This window comes from Mycobacterium sp. IDUB_37, assembly GCF_055419245.1.
Window position 1 is genome coordinate 685,170 of the sequence record NZ_JBVAXG010000002.1, and the last position, 20,219, is coordinate 705,388.

Sequence of the window (20,219 nt, forward strand, 5' to 3'; positions counted from 1 at the left end):
AGGCGCTTGCTAAGCGTCGTAGTCCTGGGGCCTGCGTTGGGTTCGAGGCCGACTCCGTCGTTCTGAACTCGGTTCCTCGTGTGCCTCAGCCCGGCGGTCGTCGCGAGGCTCGGTGCGGGGTGGTTGGCCCCGGTAGCGAACCTGGGACACCGATTGATGGTTCGGGTTGGTGGTGTTCGACCCCGTAGGTGCTGCTCGGCGGCTGCGAGGCTCGCGAGGGGGGTCGTAGGACGGCTCGTACGGCTGGTAGGGCTCGTAACTAGAGCCACGGCGCTCATGGCGGTTGCGGCGTTCACCTGGCTCGGACGGCTTCGGGCGGTCGTAAGTCTCGTACGGATTGACCCGGCTGCCGCGAGGCTCTGGCCGGTCGTAGGGCCGCTCGTAGGGGTTCCGGCGGGGGGTTGGCTCACGACGCGTTTCCCGGGGCGGGGCTTCGCCCAGATCCGAATCAACCGGCGGACGACGGCGCCGGGTGCGCGGCGGGGCGGCGGGGTCGTACTCGGTTCCCGTGGAGGGCGGCACCGAACTCCTGCGGGTGGTGCTACGGCGCGGCCGCTCACCATGGGGCTCGCGGGTGCGCTCGCTGCCGGGTTCGCGCGTGCGTTCGGCGCCCGTTTCATAGGTCTCGTCCGGTCGAACGGGCCGGGAACGAGTCCGGGTTGACCGCTGACCTGATCTGGCGGTGCTGCGCGAAGTTCTGCTGTTTCGCGCGGACCGAGCCCTTGAGTGAGCCGGCGGCGCGTCAGCGGGGTCCAGGTCCTCCTCGGCGGTGAAAAGCGCAGTGAGTTTCGCCACGATGCTGCTGAGGAGGGGCGGTCGCTCAACGGGCGCGCCCTCGCCGTCCTTGGACGTCAGGGCAGTCCCGGCGTTCTTGCCGAAGAACCACCTAAGCAGTCCGATCAGCAATACGCCACCGGCGGTACCGAGCATCAGCGGGAAGCGTTCGATGAGCGGATAGCCGCAATTGATCAGCAGATCCTTGAACTTGTCGACCTTGCCGCCGTGAAAAAGCCAGTACGCGCCGGGCACGGTGCAGAACAGGATCAGCGGCGGCTGGATGACGGCGGTGAACACCGCCGCCTGCCGGACCGCCAGGACGGCAGCCACACAGCCGACGACGTAGAAACCAGCGAAAGTGTGTGTCAGGTCCTTATGGCCGGCGTCAAACGCGTAGCCCACGGCCGTCATTCCGACGGCAATCAACACCGCCGCCCACCACGGCACACCTGGAATATTGGGGACGACCGAGCGGTGATTCGCCTCCGCCGCTGGTCTCTCCCGCTGCGCTGACACACGTTGACCGTACCGGCAATGAGGCGATGGCCCGTATATGCAGCGCCGAATCGACAGAACATAGCCAGGCTTTCTCAGTCGGAAAGCCCCGTACACTTGGCTTCCCGTGAGCCTGAGCCTGGGAATCGTGGGACTGCCCAATGTCGGTAAGTCGACCCTGTTCAACGCGTTGACGCGCAACAACGTGTTGGCGGCGAACTATCCGTTCGCGACGATCGAGCCGAACGAAGGGGTGGTATCGCTGCCCGATCCGCGGCTGGACAAGCTCGCGGAGCTATTCGGATCAGCGCGGGTCGTGGCGGCGCCGGTGACCTTCACCGACATCGCCGGACTGGTCAAGGGCGCGTCTGAGGGGGCCGGTCTGGGCAACAAGTTCCTGGCTCATATCCGCGAGTGCGACGCCATCTGTCAGGTGGTGCGGGTGTTCGCCGACGACGATGTGACGCACGTTTCCGGAGAGGTCGACCCCAGATCGGACATCGAGATTGTCGAGACCGAATTGATTCTGGCCGACATGCAGACCCTCGAGCGCGCTCTGCCCAGGCTGGAGAAGGAGGCCCGGACCAACAAGGATCGCCGGCCGCTGCACGAAGCGGCGGTAGCGGCGCAGCAGATTCTCGACGGTGGCACGACGCTATTTGCCTCGCGGGCGGACACCTCCGTGCTGCGGGAGCTGAACTTGCTCACCACCAAGCCGTTCCTTTATGTGTTCAACGCGGACGAGTCGGTCCTGACCGACGCCGCACGGGTCGCCGAATTGCGCGCGCTCGTCGCACCTGCCGATGCGGTATTCCTAGACGCTGCAATCGAATCCGAGCTCATCGAACTGGACGAAGAGTCGGCCGCGGAGCTACTGGAGTCGATCGGACAGACCGAACGGGGCCTGGATGCGTTGGCGCGGGCGGGTTTTCACACCTTGAAGCTGCAGACCTACCTGACGGCAGGTCCAAAAGAGTCGCGGGCGTGGGTCATTCATCAAGGCGATACCGCGCCGAAGGCGGCTGGAGTGATTCACACCGACTTCGAGAAAGGCTTTATCAAGGCCGAGATCGTGTCCTACGACGACCTGATCGCCGCCGGGTCCATGGCGGCGGCCAAGGCGGCGGGCAAGGTGCGCATGGAAGGCAAGGAATACGTGATGGCCGACGGTGACGTGGTGGAGTTCCGGTTCAACGTCTAGTCGGCAACCCACAAGAATCGTGCTGAAGTCCGTGCCGACCGGGTCTTCAGTGCGAAGATGCTCCGAATAGCAGCCTTGTGTTTGGAGAGCAGCATGGGAAGTTCGTCGACAGCGGTGCCCGGTGTCGCTGACTGGGACTCGCCACCGCAAGTTGGCACGACCGAGCATGCGTTGTGGCTGGCTCACTGGCACTTCCAATTTGAAAACCCCGAGCAGCTCCCGATGCTCGAGCACCTGTATCACGACGACATTGTGTGGGAGGTGCCGTCCCGCAGGGTGATTCATCGTGGCAAGACAGACGTGCTCGCGAACTACGCGAAGATCTTCGAAAGCTGTGCTGAGACAAGGGTCGTCCCCGTCGAGCGCTACGCCACGCCCAAGCGGGTCTTCGATGACCTCGAGATGACGTTCAAACTGATCGATGGCAAGGGTTTTCCTAATCACCCGCTGCCGGTCGGCACTCGGGTTGCGCTTCGAGTCGTTCACAACTTCCATATCCAGGACGGGCTGATCATCCGTGAGAACGGCTACGAGATGTGGCGGCCGGACATCAGTTGGTGAGACGTCGCCAGGAGCTTGGTGCGGATCCGCTCCCGGGCTCCTAAAATCACCCGATGAAGTCGGGAGACACGATCCAGGGCATCGCCCGCGTCGACTTGCAGAACCGCGGGCCATGGAGACGTCGAATGTGGTGGTGGTTGGGCGGTCCCATCCTTCTCAGTAAGACGTTTTTGGCCGCTTGGCGGAAGGTGGGTGCGCCCATCGAAGCGCCGTTCATCAAAGCCACCGGAGGGCGCTTGAAGCTGAGCCTCAATTTGCCAATGGTGGTGCTGACTTCGGTGGGGGCCCGAAGTGGGCAACGTCGAGAGGTTCCACTCGCGTACTTCACCGATGGTGATGACGTGGTACTGATCGCGTCGAACTACGGCGGGAAGGCGCATCCTGCGTGGTACTACAACTTGAAGGCTCACCCCGAATGTGAGTTGCGCATCGGGTCTCGAGGGGGTTCTTTCCTGGCAACGGAAGCCGTTGCAGCCGACCGGGATCGGCTCTACGAGCTCGCCGTCGACCGGCTAAGTCACGTATTCGCGTTGCACGACAAGCGAAGTGGTGAGGCGCGGACGATTCCGGTGATGCGGTTGACGCCCGCGAAATGACGCTGCACCCGCGCGATGAGTTCGGCGGAGCGCGCGAGTCCATATCGGTGGCAGTCACGTTGTCGGACAGAGTCGAGCCTGAGGAGGCCAGCACGGCATGGGGATTTTGACGTACACCGCGACGGTGTCACTTGACGGCTACGTCGCCGACGCCGACGGCGACTTCCAGTGGTCGGCTCCCGGCGATCCGGTCTTCGCCGCTCACATCGACCGGATGGCCGCGGTGTCGACCGAGGTGCTGGGCCGCAAAACCTATGCGCTGATGCAATATTGGGAGACCGTCCGCGACGACGAAGACTTTCCCGCGGCCGACCGGGAGTTCGCCAGGCGCTGGCGGGACATCCACAAGGTGGTGGTGTCGTCGACAATGACGCGCGACGACCTCGGGTCGGGCAAGGACCGCCTCGTGCACGATCTGAGCCTGGACGAGTTGCAGCAGATTGTGGAAGGCGCGACAGGCGTGGTCGCGATCTTTGGGCCGACCGTCGCGGGCCCGGCTATCCGGGCCGGCCGGATCGACGAGTTTGAGTTCTTCGTCGTTCCGAAGATCGTCGGCGGCGGCTTACGCGCCCTGCCGGACGACGTGCGCCTCGACCTGAGCCTCGTCGAGCACCGCGTCTTCGACGACGGGACTGCTTTACTCCGCTATCAGCCTCGTCGTTAGTCCGGCGACGAGGCTGGGATGAGGAAGTCCGGCGCGGCACGGTTGGCCGCCTCGGTGTCGATGTATTCCATATAGCCGCGGCTTACGAAATGCTGGTCGCGGAAATGTCCGTGGCACTGGTAGCCGAGGATGTAGCCGCGACCGACACCGAATCGGGGTAGCGAGTCGACGATGCCTTCGACGGCTAGATCGCGGCCGGCCGTCCAACTGAAGCGGACCGGTAGCCGCATTCGGTTGCCATAAGGATCCGTCGTGGTCTCGGCGGCGTATTCCGTCACTTCGAATCGGACGCCGCTGTGGGTGACCCAGGTCGGTCCGCCGAGTGAGCGGTGGTACGCCATGGTCACCAACGGTTTGCCGATCGCGTGAATATCGACCAACAGCAGGTGTGACCGGTGATCGACAGCGATTACTTGATAGGTGAAAAAGTCGACCGGGACTTTGGCCGACCGGGGGAGTGAACGGTCGAGCAGGCCGTGTAGCCCCGCGCAGGCGGCGTATTCGAAAGTTCCGAGTGCCGATACCTGGGTGCGCTCGCCTTGGACGGAGATCCAGCCGTCATACTTCGCGCACAGACTCAGGTGATCGTAGGCCGGATTCCGCACGAACCAAGCGACCTGATCTGTGCCGGACACACTGAGCTCGGCGGTGAAATCCCCTGAGATGACCGAGATCTGCATGTCCGGGTAGGTGCCGGTGATAATCACGTCGCCGCCGAAATCGAGTAGCGAGCCGTCGGGCTCGAGCTCGCACTCCTCGGTCATCGAAAGTGCGCGGAACAGGGCCGCGCCGGGCGCGGCGGTGGAAACAGACACTGTGACCGTGTCCCGCGGACTGGTGGTGACCGCCGCATCGTTGTCGAGGGCCGTGGCACCGGGAAGACCGGCGATGACCATCGTGCTGAAGTATCGATGCGGTTCGGGCAGGTCGGGGATCATCACGCCGTAGTGCGTCCACCCGTAGCGGTGTCCGCCGACATGCGGTTTGAGCATTGACGGCTGTGAAAATGGCCGAGAAGATGCACGGATCGCCGTCCCGGACAGCAACGAGGCCGTGCGGTAAAGCGCAGGTGTAACGGCGCGCCAAAGGGGATTTGGTGCCATGGTGGTGACGCTACACAGGCGCCCCGGAGCGGCCTCGCTTGATGTGTACGCTCCGGACCATGAGCTGGACACCGGAGCAGCTCGCTCTCGTCGACGTCGCCCGCGAACTCGAGATTGCGGTCCGCCGTGCGGATGAATCGCTTCGGCCGTGGACCCCGATTTGGGCGGTGTGTGTTGCCGGAGACGTCTACGTCCGCACCTGGTATCGCAGGGACACCGGGTGGTTCGGCCTTGCATTGAGGACGAAAAGCGGACGTGTGCGCGTCCCTGGCGTTGAAGTCGGCGTGCGCATCGACGACGTCGGTGTGGGCCCTTCGGGGCTGCGCGAAGACGTCGATAGCGCCTACCGCGGCAAATACGGGGGCGGTTCGACCGGAAACATGGTCGGCGACGACGCCGCGACGACGACGCTTCGGTTGCTCCGAAGCTAATCGCGCCGGCCTGAATTGTCGGTGCGGCCGCCTAGCCTTCTCGTCGAAGACAAATCGACCAGGAGGGCATATGAAATTCGTTTCGACCCGCATCATCACAGCCGATGTCAGTCGCCTGGTTGCCTTCTACGAGATGGTCACCGAAACTTCCGCGGTATGGGGCAATGAACTGTTCGCTGAGATTCCGACGCCGGTCGGAGCGCTCGCCATCGGGAGCGACAAGACCGTACCGCTGTTCGGAGCGGGATCCGCCCAGCCGGCCGCCAATCGCAGCGCGATCATCGAATTCCTGGTTGAGGATGTGGACGCCGAGTATGAGCGACTCCGTAGGCGGGTCGATGAGATTGTCACCGTGCCGACGACGATGCCCTGGGGCAATCGGGCTCTGCTGTTCCCTGATCCGGACGGCAACCTCGTCAACTTATTTACCCCGGTGACGGACGGCGCTCGTGCCAAGTTCGGATTGTCTGCCGACTAGCACATCGCGCTGGCGACCGTGCGCGGCGCTAGGGTGAGGTGTGGCCGGCGGGGACCGTGTCGACGGTCAGGGCGCGTTTGACCCTCGCCCTCGTGAGTTCGATATGCGCGACGAAGCTCTCGCGCTGCGCGAGAACGCGCTCATGGCGCGCCAGCGGGTCGCTGACGAACGTGATCGCGTCGCCGATGAGCGGGATCGAATTGCAGATGACCGCGAGTTAGCGGCGGACGAGCGTGAGTTGCTGGCCGATCAACGCGACGGGGCGACCGAGCAACGTCAGCGCGAGCGAATGCAACGTGCCGGCGATCTGGCGACCCGCCAAGCAGCCGCTGCCAAGCGCGAGAACGCCGAGGTCAGGCGCGCGGTTGCCGAGACGCGAAGGAGTTTCGGAGGCGAGTCGTCGCCGCACTAGGCCGCGCGTTTACGCCGGTTGAGAACTCGGGGTGGTAGGGCTGGGAGTAGCGGGAGCCGTGCTGGGCGCCGAAGGAGCCCTGCTGGGCAGTGATGGGGCCTCGAGTTTGCCGTACTGCGGGCAGTACGCCTGGATCGCAGCACCGGTGAAGTAGGCGGCGTTGAGCGACGGCCACTTGGTGGCGTCGACGACCTTGGCGATCAGATCCGCGTTGCTGGCGTGGGGGTTCGCGTCGAGCGACCCGCAGACGACCGTCTTGGCGACCTGGATCGCCTTGTCTGGCGCTCCGTAATTCATGCCGGAGGTGTCGAGGTTGGTGAGGAATGCATCGTCCTTGGAGTCCGCGTAGGCCGGCGCGGCCAACCCGACTGAAAGCGCTACCAGCGCTAGAACCCTGAGCACCATGGCATCCCCCTGCTAGTTAGATTTCGACGCGTCCGGTGCACAGCGCCAGGCAAGTCGACGAGACTCCACTGCATTTTAGCGAGCAAAGTTCGCATACTTCTCGCTGTTGCGGGTCGAGTACGCGGTCGTCGCCGAGCGCACCGGCAGGAATTGGTACTTGCCTGGATTCCTGCAGCGGGAAATTCTTGAGGTATGGCGACTTCAAAGCGCAGCGGGCCGTGGTTCCGGCGGTCTCTGAACGCAGTGCTCGGGACCGCATTGACTGGGTTGTTGGCTGGGTCCCTTTTCGGACTCGCCGGCGGGACAGCCCACGCGGCTCCGGCCCCCGCGCCGAGCAGCCACTGGTGTCCGGGTGATTTCTGGGACCCGGGCTGGCAAGACATCTACAACTGGAACTGGAATCAGTGCCACGACTGGCAAGATTCGGGCCGCTTCGCAGGTTGGGGGCCATGGGGACCCCCGCCCGGGTGGGCGTCGCCGCGGCCTCCGCAACCGTCATGGGCGCCTGGGGCTCAGCTGATGTGGAACCCGCTCAACCAGGGTTGGGGATTCTGGAACAACGGAATCTGGACCCCGATCTGATCGGTCTGGAACCTCAATGAATGAGTAGGACCGCTATCGCGGCGGTGAAGTCGTAGACCGCGCAGAACGGCACATACCAGCGGGGCACACCGTTTGTCCCGATGACCACCCGGTGTGGGTGGTGAAGCAGGTCCCACAGTCCGTGCAGTGCCAAACCGACCGCCAACCACACAGCTCCGTACAGGAGACCCAGCATCGCGGTGGCCAGGCCGACGCCGACGAAAAGGCTCTCGACTAGGAGGTCGCGTGCCGAGCCGCCCTTGATTGCGAAGCCGAGGTAGACGCCGTAGACCATCGCGACAGTGACGGCGCACAAGGCGATGAACTTGGGGTGGTCGATTGTTGCCGCGGCCAACACGGTCACGGCGAGTCCGACGAGGGCGGCCGTGACTCCGACCCAGTTGCTGATCCAGGTGTCTTGGTTGGGACGCCGCGCGGTGTCCGACGGCTCGCTGGATTCCGTCACGCGATACACCGGACGATCTCGGCCTGACGCAGCAGGAAGTTGCGCTCGTCCAACTTCTTGCGCCGCAGCCATGACGTGACTTCGGAGTCGCACTTGCTTGCGTTGCACGACGGGCAACTGGGCACCACGTTGGCCAGGGTGTACCGACCGCCATTGGCGATGGGAAGCATGCAATCTTTCTGCAGCCCGGTTCCGACGGTCCCGCAGTAGGCGCACTTGCCCCACGCTGACTTCAACGCTGCCCATTGAGCTTCAGTGAGGTCATGGACATGGTTGGCCAGCCGCCGTTTCCGGCGGCGAGCATATCTCTGCGCGCGAGTTGGGCGCCGGGATAACACCACCAGAAAACGCTAACCGTCCAGACGGGTGAACTCGGGCAGCGAAATGCGGTTGATTCCGTGATGTTTGGCGGAGATTATTCAACGACTTCGATTTCGCATTCGGCTACGCTCCGGCGGTGACCATCCTTTTCCGCGCGGCGCGACCCATGCGTATCGCTGTTCTAGCGATCTGTGTCGCGGCGTCGATCCCAGCCTGTTCGCGCTCGGGGGAACAACCAACAGCATCGTCGGCCACCACCACTGCGACCAGCCCCGCACCGAAAGAGCGTGCACTGAAAAAGATTGATCCACAGGCTCTTCGGACCGTTGTCGAAGCCGCCGCGACGAAAATGAAGGTGCCGGGCGCGATGGTTCTGCTGCGCACCCCGCAGGGAACATTCGACGCGTCAGTTGGCAGCACTGAACTGGGCACACAGACGCCCCCGCAAGCGGGCACGCACTTTCGGATCGCGTCGAACACCAAAACGATGACGGCCGCGTTGATCCTACTGCTCGCTCAGGATGGCAAGGTCAAGTTCAGCGACCCCGTCTCGGCCTACGTAGCTGATGTGCCGAACGGGCAGAACATCACTGTCGCAGAGCTTTTGAAGATGCGCAGCGGCCTCTACGGCTACACGGCTGACCCCGCGTTCGCGGTCAGCATGGACGCCGACCCGGGCAAGGCCTGGACGCCGAAGGAAGTGTTGGACATCGCGTTTGCGCACCCGCCACAGTTCGCGCCGGACACCTCGTATGAGTACAGCAACACCAACTACGCATTGTTGGGCTTGATCGCCGAAAAGGCCGGCGGCGCACCGTTGGCGCAACAATTCCGGGAACGATTGTTTAGTCCGGTGGGACTGGGCCAGACATCCCTTCCCGCCGTCGACGACACATCGATCCCCGCGCCGTATTCACACGGATACATGTATGGCGGAAGCGGCTTCGCGCTGGGCGACGACCCCTACCCCGCCGAATTGCAGGCTGCCGCACAGGCCGGGACGCTGAAACCGATCGACTACACCAATCAGAATTCCTCCTATGCCACCGCCGCCGGAGGGGCGATCTCCACGGCCGACGATCTGGCGACGTGGATTCGGGCACTGGTCTCCGGCAAGGTTCTCAATGTTGAGTTTCAGCGACAGTGGCTGGCGAGCCTGCAAGCCGAGAATCCCGCCGCGCCGGACGGACAGAAATACGGCTACGGGATTTCCTATCAGCGTTTCGGCCCCAACGCCGCGATGTACTACCACGGTGGTGAGCTTCCCGGCTTCAACTCATTCATGGGATATGACCCGGACAATGACGTCACCCTGGTCATCTGGACCAACCTGACGCTCTCGCCCGAGGGCAAGACAACGGCGAACGCCATGCTGCCCGCGGTTCTCGACGAGATCTACGCCGGCCTGTCCCTGGCGTCACCTTCGCCGACTACCACGACCACCAGGTAAAACTGGCTGTTGGAGCAGACTTGGTTGACCGGTTGCGAAAGATCGCCGACTCAGGAGACGCCCATGCGTGCCAAGCGAATCACCGTCAACCTGCCAGTTGCCGATATCGAGGCAGCGAAGACGTTCTACACGGACTACCTCGGGCTGAGCACCGAGGAGTTCAACCTCGGCTGGGTGGCCCGATATACCGACCCGGACACCGGGGCGCACGTCCAGTTAGTGACCGGGGATGCGACGGCCCGTGAAGGCTCGGTGATGTCGGTGCACGCCGACGACGTCGACCGTGCGTACTCCGAGGCGCAGGAGTCGGGTTATGAAATCGTCCATCCGCTGACGACCGAACCCTGGGGTGTGCGCCGCTTCTTTGTTCGAGCACCGGACGGCAATCTGATCAATGTCGTTCAGCACCGCGACTGACGCAGCCTCGCACCCGGCGGTGGTGGGCGAACACCTGCGCTTAGACGGGTCGATGGCCAGCCGATCCTGTGATCGAGGCCATACGCTGGCCTGGGAATAAAGCCCTGGTCACGCCCTTGTCAGGGGCCGTTCTGATGGCTTGGCGGCCTCTACCATGCCTTTCATATGAACTACCTGCGTTGCCAATACAAACTCAATGTCGATGTTTTCCCTGTTCAACGTGCATAGACCGACAGTAGCGTAATTTGCTAAGTGTTATATTTTTCAACGGTAATCACTTCTGTTTCATTAATAGATAAGACCGTTACTTGTCTGGTGTATGTGCAGGTCAAACGGCCATTGTTGGAATGCTGGTGATAAAAACCACAATGTTTGATTTCTTATGCATATTGTCGGTAGGTTTCTGCTCATGATTGCTCTAGCAACGCTTTTAGCACTCGTTAATCAGGTGTCTGGAACCCCGTATGTTCCGGGTGGCGACTCCCCCGCGGGGACCGACTGCTCAGGACTGGCATCGTGGGTCGCGAATGCTGCAAGCGAGCGGCCAGTATTCGGTAGTCGCTTTAATACCGGAAATGAAGAGTCCGCTCTGGCGGCCCGTGGTTTCCAGCACGGCATGGCCCCCAATGCCTTGGTCATCGGTTGGAACGGTGGCCACACCGCGGTAACCCTGCCCGACGGCACCCCGGTGTCCAGTGGTGAAGGCGGCGGCGTCCGCGTTGGTGGCGGGGGTGCCTACCAGGCACAATTCACCCACCACATGTTCCTGCCCGCGGAGGACTGGGATATGGCGGTCGGCGATTTGCCTGCCCCGGATGAGCCTGTCGTTCTCGTCGACGCAGTGGAACCGGCCCCGCCGGCTCCCGAGTTGGCGCCAGAACCCGCGCCCGAGCCTGCACCCATCGGCGATCCCGAAATGCCGAACTCGTAACAACCGCGACAAAGTGATCTACACAACAAGATAGATTTGCGACCTGGATCACATTAATTTGGATAGGCGCAGCTACGCCCGTTGACGCAATTGTGGGACACATCACAATGCGTCGCGGGCGTACTTCGTTTCACAGTCATGTCGCTAATTGCCGCTCCGCAATTCGATCGAAAAGAATTTGGCAGGGTTTCTAAGAAGGCGGTTGGCCTCACGATGAGCGCGAGAGTCGATTCAACGGCCATCGATTTGTACGATTGTCGAAACCGGAAGGGGCCCTCCTGTGACATCAACGACAACCCACCTCGGGGGCGTCATCGCCGCCACCCGGGAAGCCGTCGCCGAGAACCGGGCTAACGCCGCCGTGGTCTTTCGCGCTTCCGCCGTGGCGCACGGTGCGGTGGCCAGCACTATCAGCCTCGGCCAATATCAGATCGAGGTGGACGAACCGACGCCCCTGGGCGGTGAAGGCAAAGCACCCAATCCGGTCGAGTACTACCTGGCCTCGCTGCTGTCCTGCCAGATCGTCACCTGGCGGTTCTGGGCCGAGAAGCTGGGTATCGCGGTTGATGAGATCTCCGCGCACGCCGAGGGCGACCTGGACGTCCACGGCGTCTTCGGCTTGGACGACAACGTCCGCGCCGGATTCCAGGAGGTTCGCGTGGTGATCAAGGTGAGCGGACCAGAATCGCCGGAGCGCTATCGCGAGCTACAGCATGCCGTCGACGCGCACTGTCCGGTACTGGACCTGACCCGCAATTCCACCCCGGTGACCACCCGGGTGGAGATCGGCTGACGTCACCGAGTGTCAGGGTTCGACCGTGATCTCCTTGCCCAGTTGATAGCCGGGCGCCAATGGCAGGGTGTCACCGCTCCAGAACCTCCCTGGGTCGAACCAGTTCGTGTCCTTGTCGGTGATCAGTAATCCCATTTCCTCGTAGGTGATCGCGACCGTTTCCGCACAGTAGGCCGTAGCCAGGCCCATCTTGCGCTGCTCGTCCCTGCGGCGCTCGGTGTGTTCCTTAACCTTCTTGTCCACCAACGGGATTCCGCGGAACCAGTCGTTGACGGTGGGCAGCTGGCCGCGCAGCCACCGGCCCGTCAGCCGGGCCGTGGTGGGGAATGCGGTGCCGTCCATTCGAGCGATCACCTTCAGCAGGTCATTCTCTTGCTCGTGGTTGGCGTACGGCGTCAGCTGACGCAACCAGCAGCTTTGCTGGTAGCGGCCGGTCCACTGCTCGAAGACCTGCCGGGCGTCATTGAGCTGCACGCCACGGTGATTGGTGCCGGTCCACACGTCGACCAGCTTGTCGCCCAGTTCGGCGTGCCAGATCAGAGGCGGCATGTCATCGATGGCCACCGTCATGCCGACGTGGTTCACCGGGGCGTTCGTCAGCGTCTGGATGGCGCGGTCAGGCCGGGAACCGCCGCGAAATAGCCAGAGATCGCCGGTCCGGGTTTCGGCCAGCGCTTTGTCCAAGGTGAGCGTGCTCGAGTCCACGCCAGCACTCTAAGAGTTGATTCATAGGTCACAGCACACGGGCTGGTGAATCGTTGGGGGGGTTGCTTGTTCGCCTGTGCCGCCGACGTCCCCAGGTGTAGCGGTGGGGTCTGTTGCGGGGTAGGGCGGGGCGTTCCCCTTGTCCGGCAGGGGCCAGATCGCTCTGGCTGCCATCCTCACCAGTTTGCGGCGAGGGTGTCGGCGGGTTGTGGTGGATGGTTGACCGGACCGGCCCCTCTTGCTGGGCCGTTTCCCGGGTGATCGGGAGGTCTTGGGTCTCGCCCGCATGAGAACTGGCAAATACTGCGCCAATGCCGCCGCCCCGGCAACGCAATCAACCTCGCCGTCCTTGTCTGTCGTCTATTTCTGGAAATTCAAACAGGCTCGTTTATGAATCAACTCGTGGACAGAACCACCCCACGCACCGATAGCCTGGGCGCATGGGCAACAAGTGGAAGTGGGTCGGATTGGCCGGTGCAGCGGGTGTCGTCGCCGGTGGTGCGCTGGTAGCGCGCGATCAACGCAAACGCGAGGCTTACACGCCCGACGAGATTCGGTCGCGGCTACATGAGCGGTTGGCCGAAAGCGATGCCGAGGGCTTTCAGTCCCGGTCGGGATCGGGTTCGGGCTCTACTTCGAACAACCTGTAGCTACCGGAGAACCCCTTCAGTTCGACCTCGTGGCCGTCGTCGAAGCTGATGTCCTCGCAGTCGGAGACGGCATCCCGGACAGGTTCGCTCACCAGAATCTGACCACCGACGGCCTCTCCGGCGACCCGTGCGGCCATCGCGACGTTGCGACCGAACAGGTCATCGCCCCGGCGTACCGACCGGCCCATATGGATGCCGATTCGGACCCGAATCTCGTGGTGCCGCTTACGTTTTCCGTCCTTGTAAAGCTCGTCCTGTACCTCGATGCCGCACCGCACCGCCTGCTCGGCGCGGGAAAAGGCGATCATGAATCCGTCGCCCTGGCTCTTCACCACGTGGCCTTCCCGGCGCTTCACCAGGCGATGGATCATTTTGTCGTGTGCGCTGATGAGCTTCACAAACGCGCGGTCGCCGATCCGCTCATTGAGGGCGGTGGATTCCTCGATGTCGGAGAACAAGATCACCACCCGGCCGTCCGGGGTGACGCGGGCCAGATCCGGACGCTCGACCTCCGCCCAGTCGGCCAGGTCCTCGATGTTGCTGCGCACGGCGGCACCGAAACCCTCTTTGCGCACGATGTTCGCGGTGTTCCATACGGTCTTGACGGCCTCGCGGCCGCCGGTCCACAGCCGGGTGCGGACGTCGGCCCGGTGTTGGAGCTCCGCGACTTCCTGACGGCTGCGTTTGAGCATCTGCCACAGCACGACGAGCCCGCCGGCTTCAACCACCGCGATCCCGCCCAGGATGTAGAGCGCGATGTGCAGCGCGTCATCCATGCCAACCATCCTGACAGGCCGCCATTACTGAACCTTGTCGGGCCGCAGACCCAGTGTCTAGGGTTGGGTCTTGCCATCCGCACCTCGAGGTGGCTGGCCGACGGCGTAGTTGGCATCTCGCTCTACCGGACCACCTCTAAGGAGACGAAACAAGATGCAACTAGGCATGATCGGTCTGGGCCGGATGGGTGCCAACATCATCCGCCGCGTTGTCGCGGACGGTCACGAGGGTGTCGTCTACGACAACAGCGCGGACGCTGTTGAGGCGATTGCGGGCGAGGACAACATCACCGGCGCCTCGTCGCTGGCGGACTTGCGGGACAAGCTGACCGCTCCGCGTGTGGTGTGGGTGATGGTCCCCGCGGGCAACATCACCTCCGGAGTGATCTCGGAACTCGCCGCCACCCTGGAGCCCGGTGACATCGTGATCGACGGCGGCAACTCGTACTACCGCGATGACCTCAAGCATTCAAAGCAGTTGGCAGAGAGTGGTATTCGTCTTCTCGATGTAGGTACCAGTGGCGGGGTGTGGGGTCGGGAACGCGGCTACTGCCTGATGATCGGCGGTGACGCGGACGCGTTCGAGCACGCCGAACCCCTGTTCGCCACGATCGCGCCCGGTGTGGAGGCCGCCGAGCGCACACCCGGCCGGGACGGCGACGTCGCCCAGGCGGAGCAGGGGTATCTGTACTGCGGCGAGGCGGGTGCCGGGCACTTCGTCAAGATGGTGCACAACGGCATCGAGTACGGGATGATGGCGTCGCTCGCCGAGGGGCTGAACATCCTGCGCTGCGCCGACATCGGCAAGCGGATCGCGGCGGGCGATGCCGAAACCGCGCCACTGTCCAATCCCGAGTGCTACCAGTACGACTTCGACATCCCAGAGGTCGCCGAAGTGTGGCGGCGGGGCAGTGTCATCGGCTCGTGGCTCCTTGATCTGACCGCGATCGCCCTGCACGAGTCGCCCACCCTCAGCGAGTTCTCGGGACGGGTCTCCGACTCCGGGGAGGGCCGTTGGACTTCCATCGCAGCAATCGACGAGGGAGTTCCCGCGCCCGTGCTGACGACAGCCCTGCAGTCCCGCTTCGCCTCTCGTGATCTCGACGATTTCGCCAATAAGGCGTTGTCGGCGATGCGCAAGCAGTTCGGCGGACACGCGGAGAAGCCGGGACTGGCCGGCTAACCTGCCTACGCGCGTTCGGCGAACGCCACCACGACTTCGCTGAAGGCGTCGTTGTCGTCGCCTGCCGCGGTGTGCCCCGCGTTGGACAGTTCGACGAATTCCGCCCGTGGTACCTGGCTCAGGAAGTGCTGCACGCCTTCGGGACTGACGACGTCGGACAGCTTTCCGCGGATCAGCAAGACCGGGATGGTCAGGCGTGCGGCGGCTTCTTCGAAGCCCTCGGTGCGCAGTTCGGGATCATCTCCGGGCTTGGTCATGAACGCCGGATCCCAATGCCAGAACCAGCGTCCGTCACGCAGTCGCAGGTTCTTCTTGAGTCCCTCGGGGCTGCGCGGCTTTTCCCGGTGCGGTAGGTAGGCCGCGACGGCATCGGCGGCCTGCTCCAGCGATTCGAAGCCGTCGATGTTGGTCATCATGAAATCGCGGATGCGGGCGCTGCCGTTTTTCTCGAACCGCGGCACGACGTCGACGAGTATCAGCTTGGTGACCTTGTCGGAGCCGGCCCGGTCGGCAACGAGAATGCCGGTGAGCCCGCCCATGCTGGCCCCGATGATCACGACGGGACGGGCGATCTGATTCAGCACTTCCATCACGTCGGCGGTCAGTGTCTCGACGTCATAGTCGGCGTCGGGTGAGCGGTCGCTGTCGCCGTGCCCGCGGGTGTCGATGGCGACGACGTGAAATCCGTCGTCGGCCAAGATCTGGCCAGTGTTCTTCCATGAGTGACGATTCTGGCCACCGCCGTGCAGCATCAGGATCGTCGGCCGATCGCCCCAAGCGCCTCGGTTCCACTCGTCGGCAACCAGTTTGAGGCCGTCGACTCCGGAAAACTCGACCGTTTGGGCGGTGCTGCTCATTTGCTGAGTCTCCTCTAGTTCGGGGATGTTGCTGCATACGGGTCGCGGCGCCGCTATTCGTCCAGGTATGCAGAGATCACCTCGACGAGCATCGCGCGGTCCCGCGAGCTGTCCAACGGCTTGGGCCAGGTCAGCTGAACCGCTACCAGACCGCGGATGGTGGCCCAGATGAGGTTGCCCAGCCGGCTGGCCTGTGCCGGGTCGATGCCGGGGCCGAGGTGCTGGCCGATCTCGGCCATCCGCGCCGTCATCGCGGCCAGGTGCGCATTGGCCTTCGCCGTGCGTTCGCCGCGGGTTGCGATCAGGATCTCCAGTGCCGCCATCGAGGTTGGGCTGGAAAACGCCTGCCACACAGCCTCGACGACGAATGCCGGCCGGTCTCCGGGCCGCATCTGCGCCGACCGCGCGGGCAATTCGTCGAGCGTCTCCATCAGTTCGGCAAAACCCTTGTCCACCACGGCCATCAAAATGCCGTCGAGGTCGCCAAAGTGGTATTGCACTACACCCCAAGTCAATCCGGCCCGCTCGGTGATCTGACGCACGCTGGGCGGGGCGAATCCCTTTTTGAGGATATAGCGGACGGCCTCGTCGATGATGGCCTGACGGCTGCGTTCCGCACGGGCCTGTCCACCGCCCGGTGGCCGGCGCGGTGCCGTCACGGGTTCACCGCATCACCCCATGGAGATGGTCGAGTGGCCGAAGATCGTGCGCGGCAAGAATTCCGCTCGGCGCGCGGCAGACGGCGTCGATCAGATTGACCACCCGCGCGGCTGTCGCAATCACTCCACCGTCATTGTGGTCTGTGCCTCCGCCCGCCAAACCGCCCAGGTGCGTGTTGATTTCGACGCCCGGGCTGCCGGTGACGACGACGCGGTGCACACCGAGTCGGCCGTCCGGGGGATAGGCCCAATCGGGTGCGGTCTGTGGGCCGAGGCGGTTGACGTGCTCCATGGTGATGACGACTTCGCCGTCGCGCAGGCCCTCGACGCCGAATCGCACCGCGGCCACCTGTCCGGGGTCGACGTGCATCATCACGCAATCGATGGGCTCCGGGGTCACCCACTTCTCACAGCGCTCACGGACCTCGTCGAGTTCGATGCCCAGGTCCCGTGCCAGGCTGCGCACCTGCACACCCCACATCGAGGTCAACACGCCGGGCAGGAACATCACCGGCGTGTGATCGGGTGTGGTGCCGAAACCGAAACTGACGCCGGTGAATTCGGCATCGTCGTAACTGGCGTAGTCGCAGATCTCCTGCACCGTGATGCTGGTGGCCTGCCCGGCCAGGCTCAGCGCCGTGTAGGCCAGGGTGTCGCCGGAGTAGCCGGGGTCGACGCCGTTGATGTAGAGCGTGGTGTCGCCGTCAGAACAGGCCTGCTGCAAGGGTTTACGCAACCACGAGCCCGCCTGTTCGGGCGCGACCATCCAGACGAACGAGGACCCGACGACGTTGGTGCCCGCCTTGAGGAAGCGGGCGATTTCGTCCATAGCTTCCTTCGGCCGGGTCTCGGCCTGCGAGGTGTAGACCAAGCAGTCGGCCTTCAATGCGAGTAGAGCATCTACGTCGTCGGTGGCTATGATTCCGGTAGTTGTCGGCAGGCCGCATAATTCGGCCGCATCGCGTCCCACCTTGTCCGGACTGGACGCGTGCACCCCGACCAATTCCAGGTCGGGCCGCTCGATCAGCATGCGCAGGGCGTGCCGGCCGACGTTGCCGGTCGAGTATTGGATGACGCGCCTCATGTGAGCACCGTGGGGACGGGCCACAGGGGTGCGCTGAGTTCTGCCCAGGAGTCGTAGTGGCCAGGCTGCTTGCCACCGCGGATGGCAGTCATCCGTGCATCGAGTTCGGGTGAGTTGTTGCCGTCACGCAGGATATCGACCATTGCGGCCGTTGCCATTCCGACGTCAAAGATGTCACGCTGCCACGACCAGCTGCGGTTTCCGCTGTACTGGAACCAGCTGCCGCCCAATCCCTGAATCTCATACGGCTCGCCGCTGGGTGAGTTGAAGGTCGACAGTTGCCGCCACAGCCCGAAGGCCTGTCCAGACCGATCGTCGAAAAGCACTGTTTGGTATGGATATATCCAGCCCTGAAAGCCGAGCATCTCGGTACCCAACGCGAGGTCGCGGATCTCCTCGCGGCCGTTGGCCATGAAGTGGTCGGTGGGGGAGTAGGACCAGCCGTAAGTGCCGTCGGGTTCATAGAAATCGGCCATCACGCCCCAGTCGCCAGTATCCTGCCCCCTGCGGTTGACGTCCAGCCAGGCGGCCCAGAACTCGTCGAAATCATCACGGTCATATGCCATTTGGTCCTCCTCCTCACATCAGGTCGGTAATCGTCTTCAAACCCGCCTCGTACAGCACGCCCGGCAACATGCCACCATCGATCTCGATGGTGGTGCCGTTGATGAAATCGGCTGCGCCCGAAGCCAAGAAGGCCACGGTGCGCCCGACCTCGGCGGGTTCACCGCCCCGCTTCATCGGGACGTTCTTGAAGTAGTCAGTGCCCGTCGGGTCGTCCTTCGGCAGCACGAACGCGCGGAAGTTCTCGGTGATGGTTGGGCCCAGGGCCACGCAGTTGACCCGGATCTTCGGACCCCACTCCTGAGCCAGCGAGCGGGTCATGTGGTTTAGCCCGGACTTGGCGGCGCCATAGGACACCAGGGTGGGCGCGCCCGCAGGATGGCTGGCACCGCTGGAGACGTTGACGATACAACCGGTGCCATCCTGAGTGTTCATCTGCCGGCAGACGCGAATCGCGAACCACATCGGGCTGATCAGGTTCATCTGTACCGCGAAAGCGTGGAACAGCGCGGTGCGTTCGAAGTCGTCCTTGCTTCGCGGGGAGCCCTGCATTCGCTGCACCAGTTCGGGAATGTCTTCGACGTGTGGTGCCGGGACGGTGCCACCGGCGTTGTTGACCAGGATGTCGATCCGGCCGTAGTCGTCGACAACCTGCTGCACGAAAGTGTCGATGCCGCGGTAATCGCCTTGGTCGCAGACTATTTGAGCGCTTCGGTTTGCCCAGTCAGGCTCGGTCTCTGTACCGGGCAATTTGTCCAATGGCCTACGGGAACAACCGATGACGGTGGCGCCAGCGCGCAGCAGTTCGTGGGCGATGCCCACGCCGACCCCTCGGCTGGTTCCGGTGACGACGGCGACTTTGCCGTCAAGCGAGGCCACGAGTACAGATAATCACACGTGTAATTTTTCTGGCAAGGGCTGACCTGCGACGGCGTCGTCGCGGTCTTGGACTGCCTAAGCGTGCCGCAAGGCGCCCCGGCCTATGTGTGCTTCGACAACGGCCCCGAGTTCGTGGCGCACGCCGTGCGTGATTGGTGCCGATTCAACAGTGCCGGTTCGCTTTTCATCGACCCGGGCTCGCCGTGGCAGAACGCATGGATCAAACTGTTCAACGGCCGGCTACGCGATGAACTGCTCAACGGGCGGCGCTTCGACTCACTACTGCAAGCCCGCGTGATCATCGAAGACTGGCGGCGTGACTTCAACGCCAACAGGCCCCACTTCGCCCGCGGCGAACTCACCCCAACCGAGTTCGCCCCTACAGTGGACCACGACCCACCAATCCCGAGCCGCGTAGCGACTGCACCACCAAACGGGTCCCCGTCATCACGCTCGGCGACCCGGACGCGATGCCGGTGCGCTCTGCGAATATACGGTGGTAGGGCTGGCGACTCGAGGTGCCATCATCTTGTTCGTTGATGCCATCCAGTTGCTGCGCTCCCCGGCTCTGGCGAAGGGCAGCTTCGGTGCGCCGGCGAGGGTGCCGATGTGGCTGGCGTTGAGCTGAAAGGGATGTGCAATGCGATCGGCGGGCCGCCAAACGAACCAACTATCGACTGCGTGCACCGGTGTGCAACGCTATGCAACAGACCGAGGCGGTTCGTTAGCTCGGCCCAGAGGATTCAGTGGCTGCACAGTAGCGGCGGTTGGCGATCAGT

Annotated in this window: 25 protein-coding genes and 3 pseudogenes; 16 read left to right on the forward strand and 12 right to left on the reverse strand. The window is 63.5% G+C overall.

Annotated elements, in window-relative coordinates:
- Nucleotides 1–9 precede the first annotated feature (9 nt).
- Complete coding sequence (locus ACZY1I_RS09790) at nt 10–1,293, reverse strand: DUF6542 domain-containing protein (RefSeq protein ID WP_463754143.1); 1,284 nt, start codon at nt 1,291–1,293, stop codon at nt 10–12.
- Between the two features lie 106 nt (nt 1,294–1,399).
- Here ACZY1I_RS09790 and ychF point away from each other — a divergent pair, with 106 nt between their 5' ends.
- From ychF to ACZY1I_RS09810, 4 genes are all read left to right on the forward strand, one after another.
- Nucleotides 1,400–2,473 (forward strand): redox-regulated ATPase YchF, encoded by a 1,074-nt coding sequence (gene ychF / locus ACZY1I_RS09795; protein ID WP_463754144.1) that lies wholly within the window; start codon nt 1,400–1,402, stop codon nt 2,471–2,473.
- Nucleotides 2,474–2,566: 93 nt separating this feature from the next.
- Nucleotides 2,567–3,034 carry a nuclear transport factor 2 family protein gene (locus ACZY1I_RS09800; protein ID WP_463754145.1) on the forward strand — a complete coding sequence of 156 codons (468 nt, stop codon included), beginning with the start codon at nt 2,567–2,569 and terminating at the stop codon, nt 3,032–3,034.
- 53 nt (nt 3,035–3,087) lie between these two features.
- Nucleotides 3,088–3,630: a nitroreductase/quinone reductase family protein gene (locus ACZY1I_RS09805; RefSeq protein WP_463754146.1), complete on the forward strand. Its 543-nt coding sequence runs from the start codon at nt 3,088–3,090 to the stop codon at nt 3,628–3,630.
- Between the two features lie 97 nt (nt 3,631–3,727).
- A complete protein-coding gene (locus tag ACZY1I_RS09810; RefSeq protein ID WP_463754147.1) occupies nt 3,728–4,294 on the forward strand; it encodes a dihydrofolate reductase family protein in 567 nt (188 codons plus the stop codon).
- Here the strand turns inward: ACZY1I_RS09810 and ACZY1I_RS09815 are convergent.
- Nucleotides 4,291–5,286: a DUF6670 family protein gene (locus ACZY1I_RS09815; RefSeq protein WP_463754148.1), complete on the reverse strand. Its 996-nt coding sequence runs from the start codon at nt 5,284–5,286 to the stop codon at nt 4,291–4,293. The genes ACZY1I_RS09810 and ACZY1I_RS09815 overlap by 4 nt on opposite strands.
- A gap of 170 nt (nt 5,287–5,456) precedes the next feature.
- Between ACZY1I_RS09815 and ACZY1I_RS09820 the strand changes: the two genes are divergently transcribed.
- The 3 genes from ACZY1I_RS09820 to ACZY1I_RS09830 all read left to right on the forward strand — a co-directional run bounded on the left by ACZY1I_RS09820 (nt 5,457) and on the right by ACZY1I_RS09830 (nt 6,718).
- Nucleotides 5,457–5,828, forward strand: coding sequence for a DUF2255 family protein (locus tag ACZY1I_RS09820; protein ID WP_463754149.1), 372 nt, complete (start codon nt 5,457–5,459; stop codon nt 5,826–5,828).
- Between the two features lie 70 nt (nt 5,829–5,898).
- On the forward strand, nt 5,899–6,306 hold the full coding sequence (locus ACZY1I_RS09825) for a VOC family protein (RefSeq protein ID WP_463754150.1): 408 nt from the start codon (nt 5,899–5,901) through the stop codon (nt 6,304–6,306).
- Nucleotides 6,307–6,346: 40 nt separating this feature from the next.
- The gene (locus ACZY1I_RS09830) at nt 6,347–6,718 is read left to right on the forward strand and encodes a hypothetical protein (RefSeq protein WP_463754152.1); all 372 of its coding nucleotides are present in this window, start codon (nt 6,347–6,349) and stop codon (nt 6,716–6,718) included.
- Nucleotides 6,719–6,727: 9 nt separating this feature from the next.
- Here the strand turns inward: ACZY1I_RS09830 and ACZY1I_RS09835 are convergent, their stop codons facing one another.
- A complete protein-coding gene (locus tag ACZY1I_RS09835; protein ID WP_463754153.1) occupies nt 6,728–7,123 on the reverse strand; it encodes a DUF732 domain-containing protein in 396 nt (131 codons plus the stop codon).
- 192 nt (nt 7,124–7,315) lie between these two features.
- Between ACZY1I_RS09835 and ACZY1I_RS09840 the strand changes: the two are divergent.
- Together ACZY1I_RS09840 and ACZY1I_RS09845 are read left to right on the forward strand one after the other, a co-directional pair.
- Nucleotides 7,316–7,525, forward strand: a pseudogene (locus tag ACZY1I_RS09840) (hypothetical protein); the annotation flags it as partial.
- 47 nt (nt 7,526–7,572) lie between these two features.
- On the forward strand, nt 7,573–7,725 hold the full coding sequence (locus ACZY1I_RS09845) for a hypothetical protein (RefSeq protein WP_463754384.1): 153 nt from the start codon (nt 7,573–7,575) through the stop codon (nt 7,723–7,725).
- Here ACZY1I_RS09845 and ACZY1I_RS09850 read toward each other — a convergent pair.
- Nucleotides 7,719–8,171 (reverse strand): DUF6010 family protein, encoded by a 453-nt coding sequence (locus ACZY1I_RS09850; protein WP_463754154.1) that lies wholly within the window; start codon nt 8,169–8,171, stop codon nt 7,719–7,721. The two genes, ACZY1I_RS09845 and ACZY1I_RS09850, sit on opposite strands and share 7 nt — an antisense overlap.
- Nucleotides 8,168–8,509 carry an HNH endonuclease gene (locus ACZY1I_RS09855; RefSeq protein WP_463754368.1) on the reverse strand — a complete coding sequence of 114 codons (342 nt, stop codon included), beginning with the start codon at nt 8,507–8,509 and terminating at the stop codon, nt 8,168–8,170. The genes ACZY1I_RS09850 and ACZY1I_RS09855 overlap by 4 nt, the downstream gene beginning before the upstream one ends.
- A 149-nt stretch (nt 8,510–8,658) precedes the next feature.
- Between ACZY1I_RS09855 and ACZY1I_RS09860 the strand changes: the two genes are divergently transcribed.
- From ACZY1I_RS09860 to ACZY1I_RS09875, 4 genes and pseudogenes are all read left to right on the forward strand, one after another.
- The gene (locus ACZY1I_RS09860) at nt 8,659–9,942 is read left to right on the forward strand and encodes a serine hydrolase domain-containing protein (protein WP_463754369.1); all 1,284 of its coding nucleotides are present in this window, start codon (nt 8,659–8,661) and stop codon (nt 9,940–9,942) included.
- A 63-nt stretch (nt 9,943–10,005) separates the two neighbouring features.
- Nucleotides 10,006–10,359 (forward strand): VOC family protein, encoded by a 354-nt coding sequence (locus tag ACZY1I_RS09865; RefSeq protein ID WP_463754155.1) that lies wholly within the window; start codon nt 10,006–10,008, stop codon nt 10,357–10,359.
- A gap of 353 nt (nt 10,360–10,712) precedes the next feature.
- Nucleotides 10,713–11,254 (forward strand): annotated as a pseudogene (locus tag ACZY1I_RS09870) (hypothetical protein); the annotation flags it as partial.
- A gap of 316 nt (nt 11,255–11,570) precedes the next feature.
- Entirely contained in the window at nt 11,571–12,083 is a 513-nt protein-coding gene (locus ACZY1I_RS09875; RefSeq protein WP_463754156.1) for an OsmC family protein, read from the forward strand.
- A 12-nt stretch (nt 12,084–12,095) separates the two neighbouring features.
- Here the strand turns inward: ACZY1I_RS09875 and ACZY1I_RS09880 are convergent, their stop codons facing one another.
- On the reverse strand, nt 12,096–12,788 hold the full coding sequence (locus ACZY1I_RS09880) for a guanylate cyclase (RefSeq protein ID WP_463754157.1): 693 nt from the start codon (nt 12,786–12,788) through the stop codon (nt 12,096–12,098).
- A 440-nt stretch (nt 12,789–13,228) separates the two neighbouring features.
- Between ACZY1I_RS09880 and ACZY1I_RS09885 the strand changes: the two genes are divergently transcribed.
- Nucleotides 13,229–13,438, forward strand: a complete 210-nt coding sequence (locus ACZY1I_RS09885; RefSeq protein WP_463754158.1) for a hypothetical protein — start codon at nt 13,229–13,231, stop codon at nt 13,436–13,438.
- On the opposite strand, the gene ACZY1I_RS09890 is transcribed toward ACZY1I_RS09885, so the two are convergent.
- Entirely contained in the window at nt 13,390–14,223 is an 834-nt protein-coding gene (locus tag ACZY1I_RS09890; RefSeq protein WP_463754159.1) for an adenylate/guanylate cyclase domain-containing protein, read from the reverse strand. The two genes, ACZY1I_RS09885 and ACZY1I_RS09890, sit on opposite strands and share 49 nt — an antisense overlap.
- Nucleotides 14,224–14,368: 145 nt before the next feature.
- Here ACZY1I_RS09890 and gnd point away from each other — a divergent pair, with 145 nt between their 5' ends.
- Entirely contained in the window at nt 14,369–15,397 is a 1,029-nt protein-coding gene (gene gnd, locus ACZY1I_RS09895) for a phosphogluconate dehydrogenase (NAD(+)-dependent, decarboxylating) (RefSeq protein WP_463754160.1), read from the forward strand.
- Nucleotides 15,398–15,402: 5 nt separating this feature from the next.
- Here the strand turns inward: gnd and ACZY1I_RS09900 are convergent, their stop codons facing one another.
- From ACZY1I_RS09900 to ACZY1I_RS09920, 5 genes are read right to left on the reverse strand one after another with little or no spacing between them, the layout of a single operon-like run.
- Nucleotides 15,403–16,254: an alpha/beta fold hydrolase gene (locus tag ACZY1I_RS09900; RefSeq protein ID WP_463754161.1), complete on the reverse strand. Its 852-nt coding sequence runs from the start codon at nt 16,252–16,254 to the stop codon at nt 15,403–15,405.
- A 53-nt stretch (nt 16,255–16,307) separates the two neighbouring features.
- A complete protein-coding gene (locus ACZY1I_RS09905; protein ID WP_463754162.1) occupies nt 16,308–16,913 on the reverse strand; it encodes a TetR/AcrR family transcriptional regulator in 606 nt (201 codons plus the stop codon).
- A gap of 4 nt (nt 16,914–16,917) precedes the next feature.
- Nucleotides 16,918–17,997 carry an NAD(P)H-dependent amine dehydrogenase family protein gene (locus ACZY1I_RS09910; protein ID WP_463754163.1) on the reverse strand — a complete coding sequence of 360 codons (1,080 nt, stop codon included), beginning with the start codon at nt 17,995–17,997 and terminating at the stop codon, nt 16,918–16,920.
- A complete protein-coding gene (locus ACZY1I_RS09915) occupies nt 17,994–18,563 on the reverse strand; it encodes a nuclear transport factor 2 family protein (RefSeq protein WP_463754164.1) in 570 nt (189 codons plus the stop codon). The genes ACZY1I_RS09910 and ACZY1I_RS09915 overlap by 4 nt, the downstream gene beginning before the upstream one ends.
- A 13-nt stretch (nt 18,564–18,576) precedes the next feature.
- Entirely contained in the window at nt 18,577–19,440 is an 864-nt protein-coding gene (locus ACZY1I_RS09920; protein WP_463754166.1) for an SDR family NAD(P)-dependent oxidoreductase, read from the reverse strand.
- Between the two features lie 33 nt (nt 19,441–19,473).
- Here ACZY1I_RS09920 and ACZY1I_RS09925 point away from each other — a divergent pair.
- Nucleotides 19,474–19,858: pseudogene (locus ACZY1I_RS09925) on the forward strand (integrase core domain-containing protein); the annotation flags it as partial.
- Between the last annotated feature and the right edge of the window lie 361 nt (nt 19,859–20,219).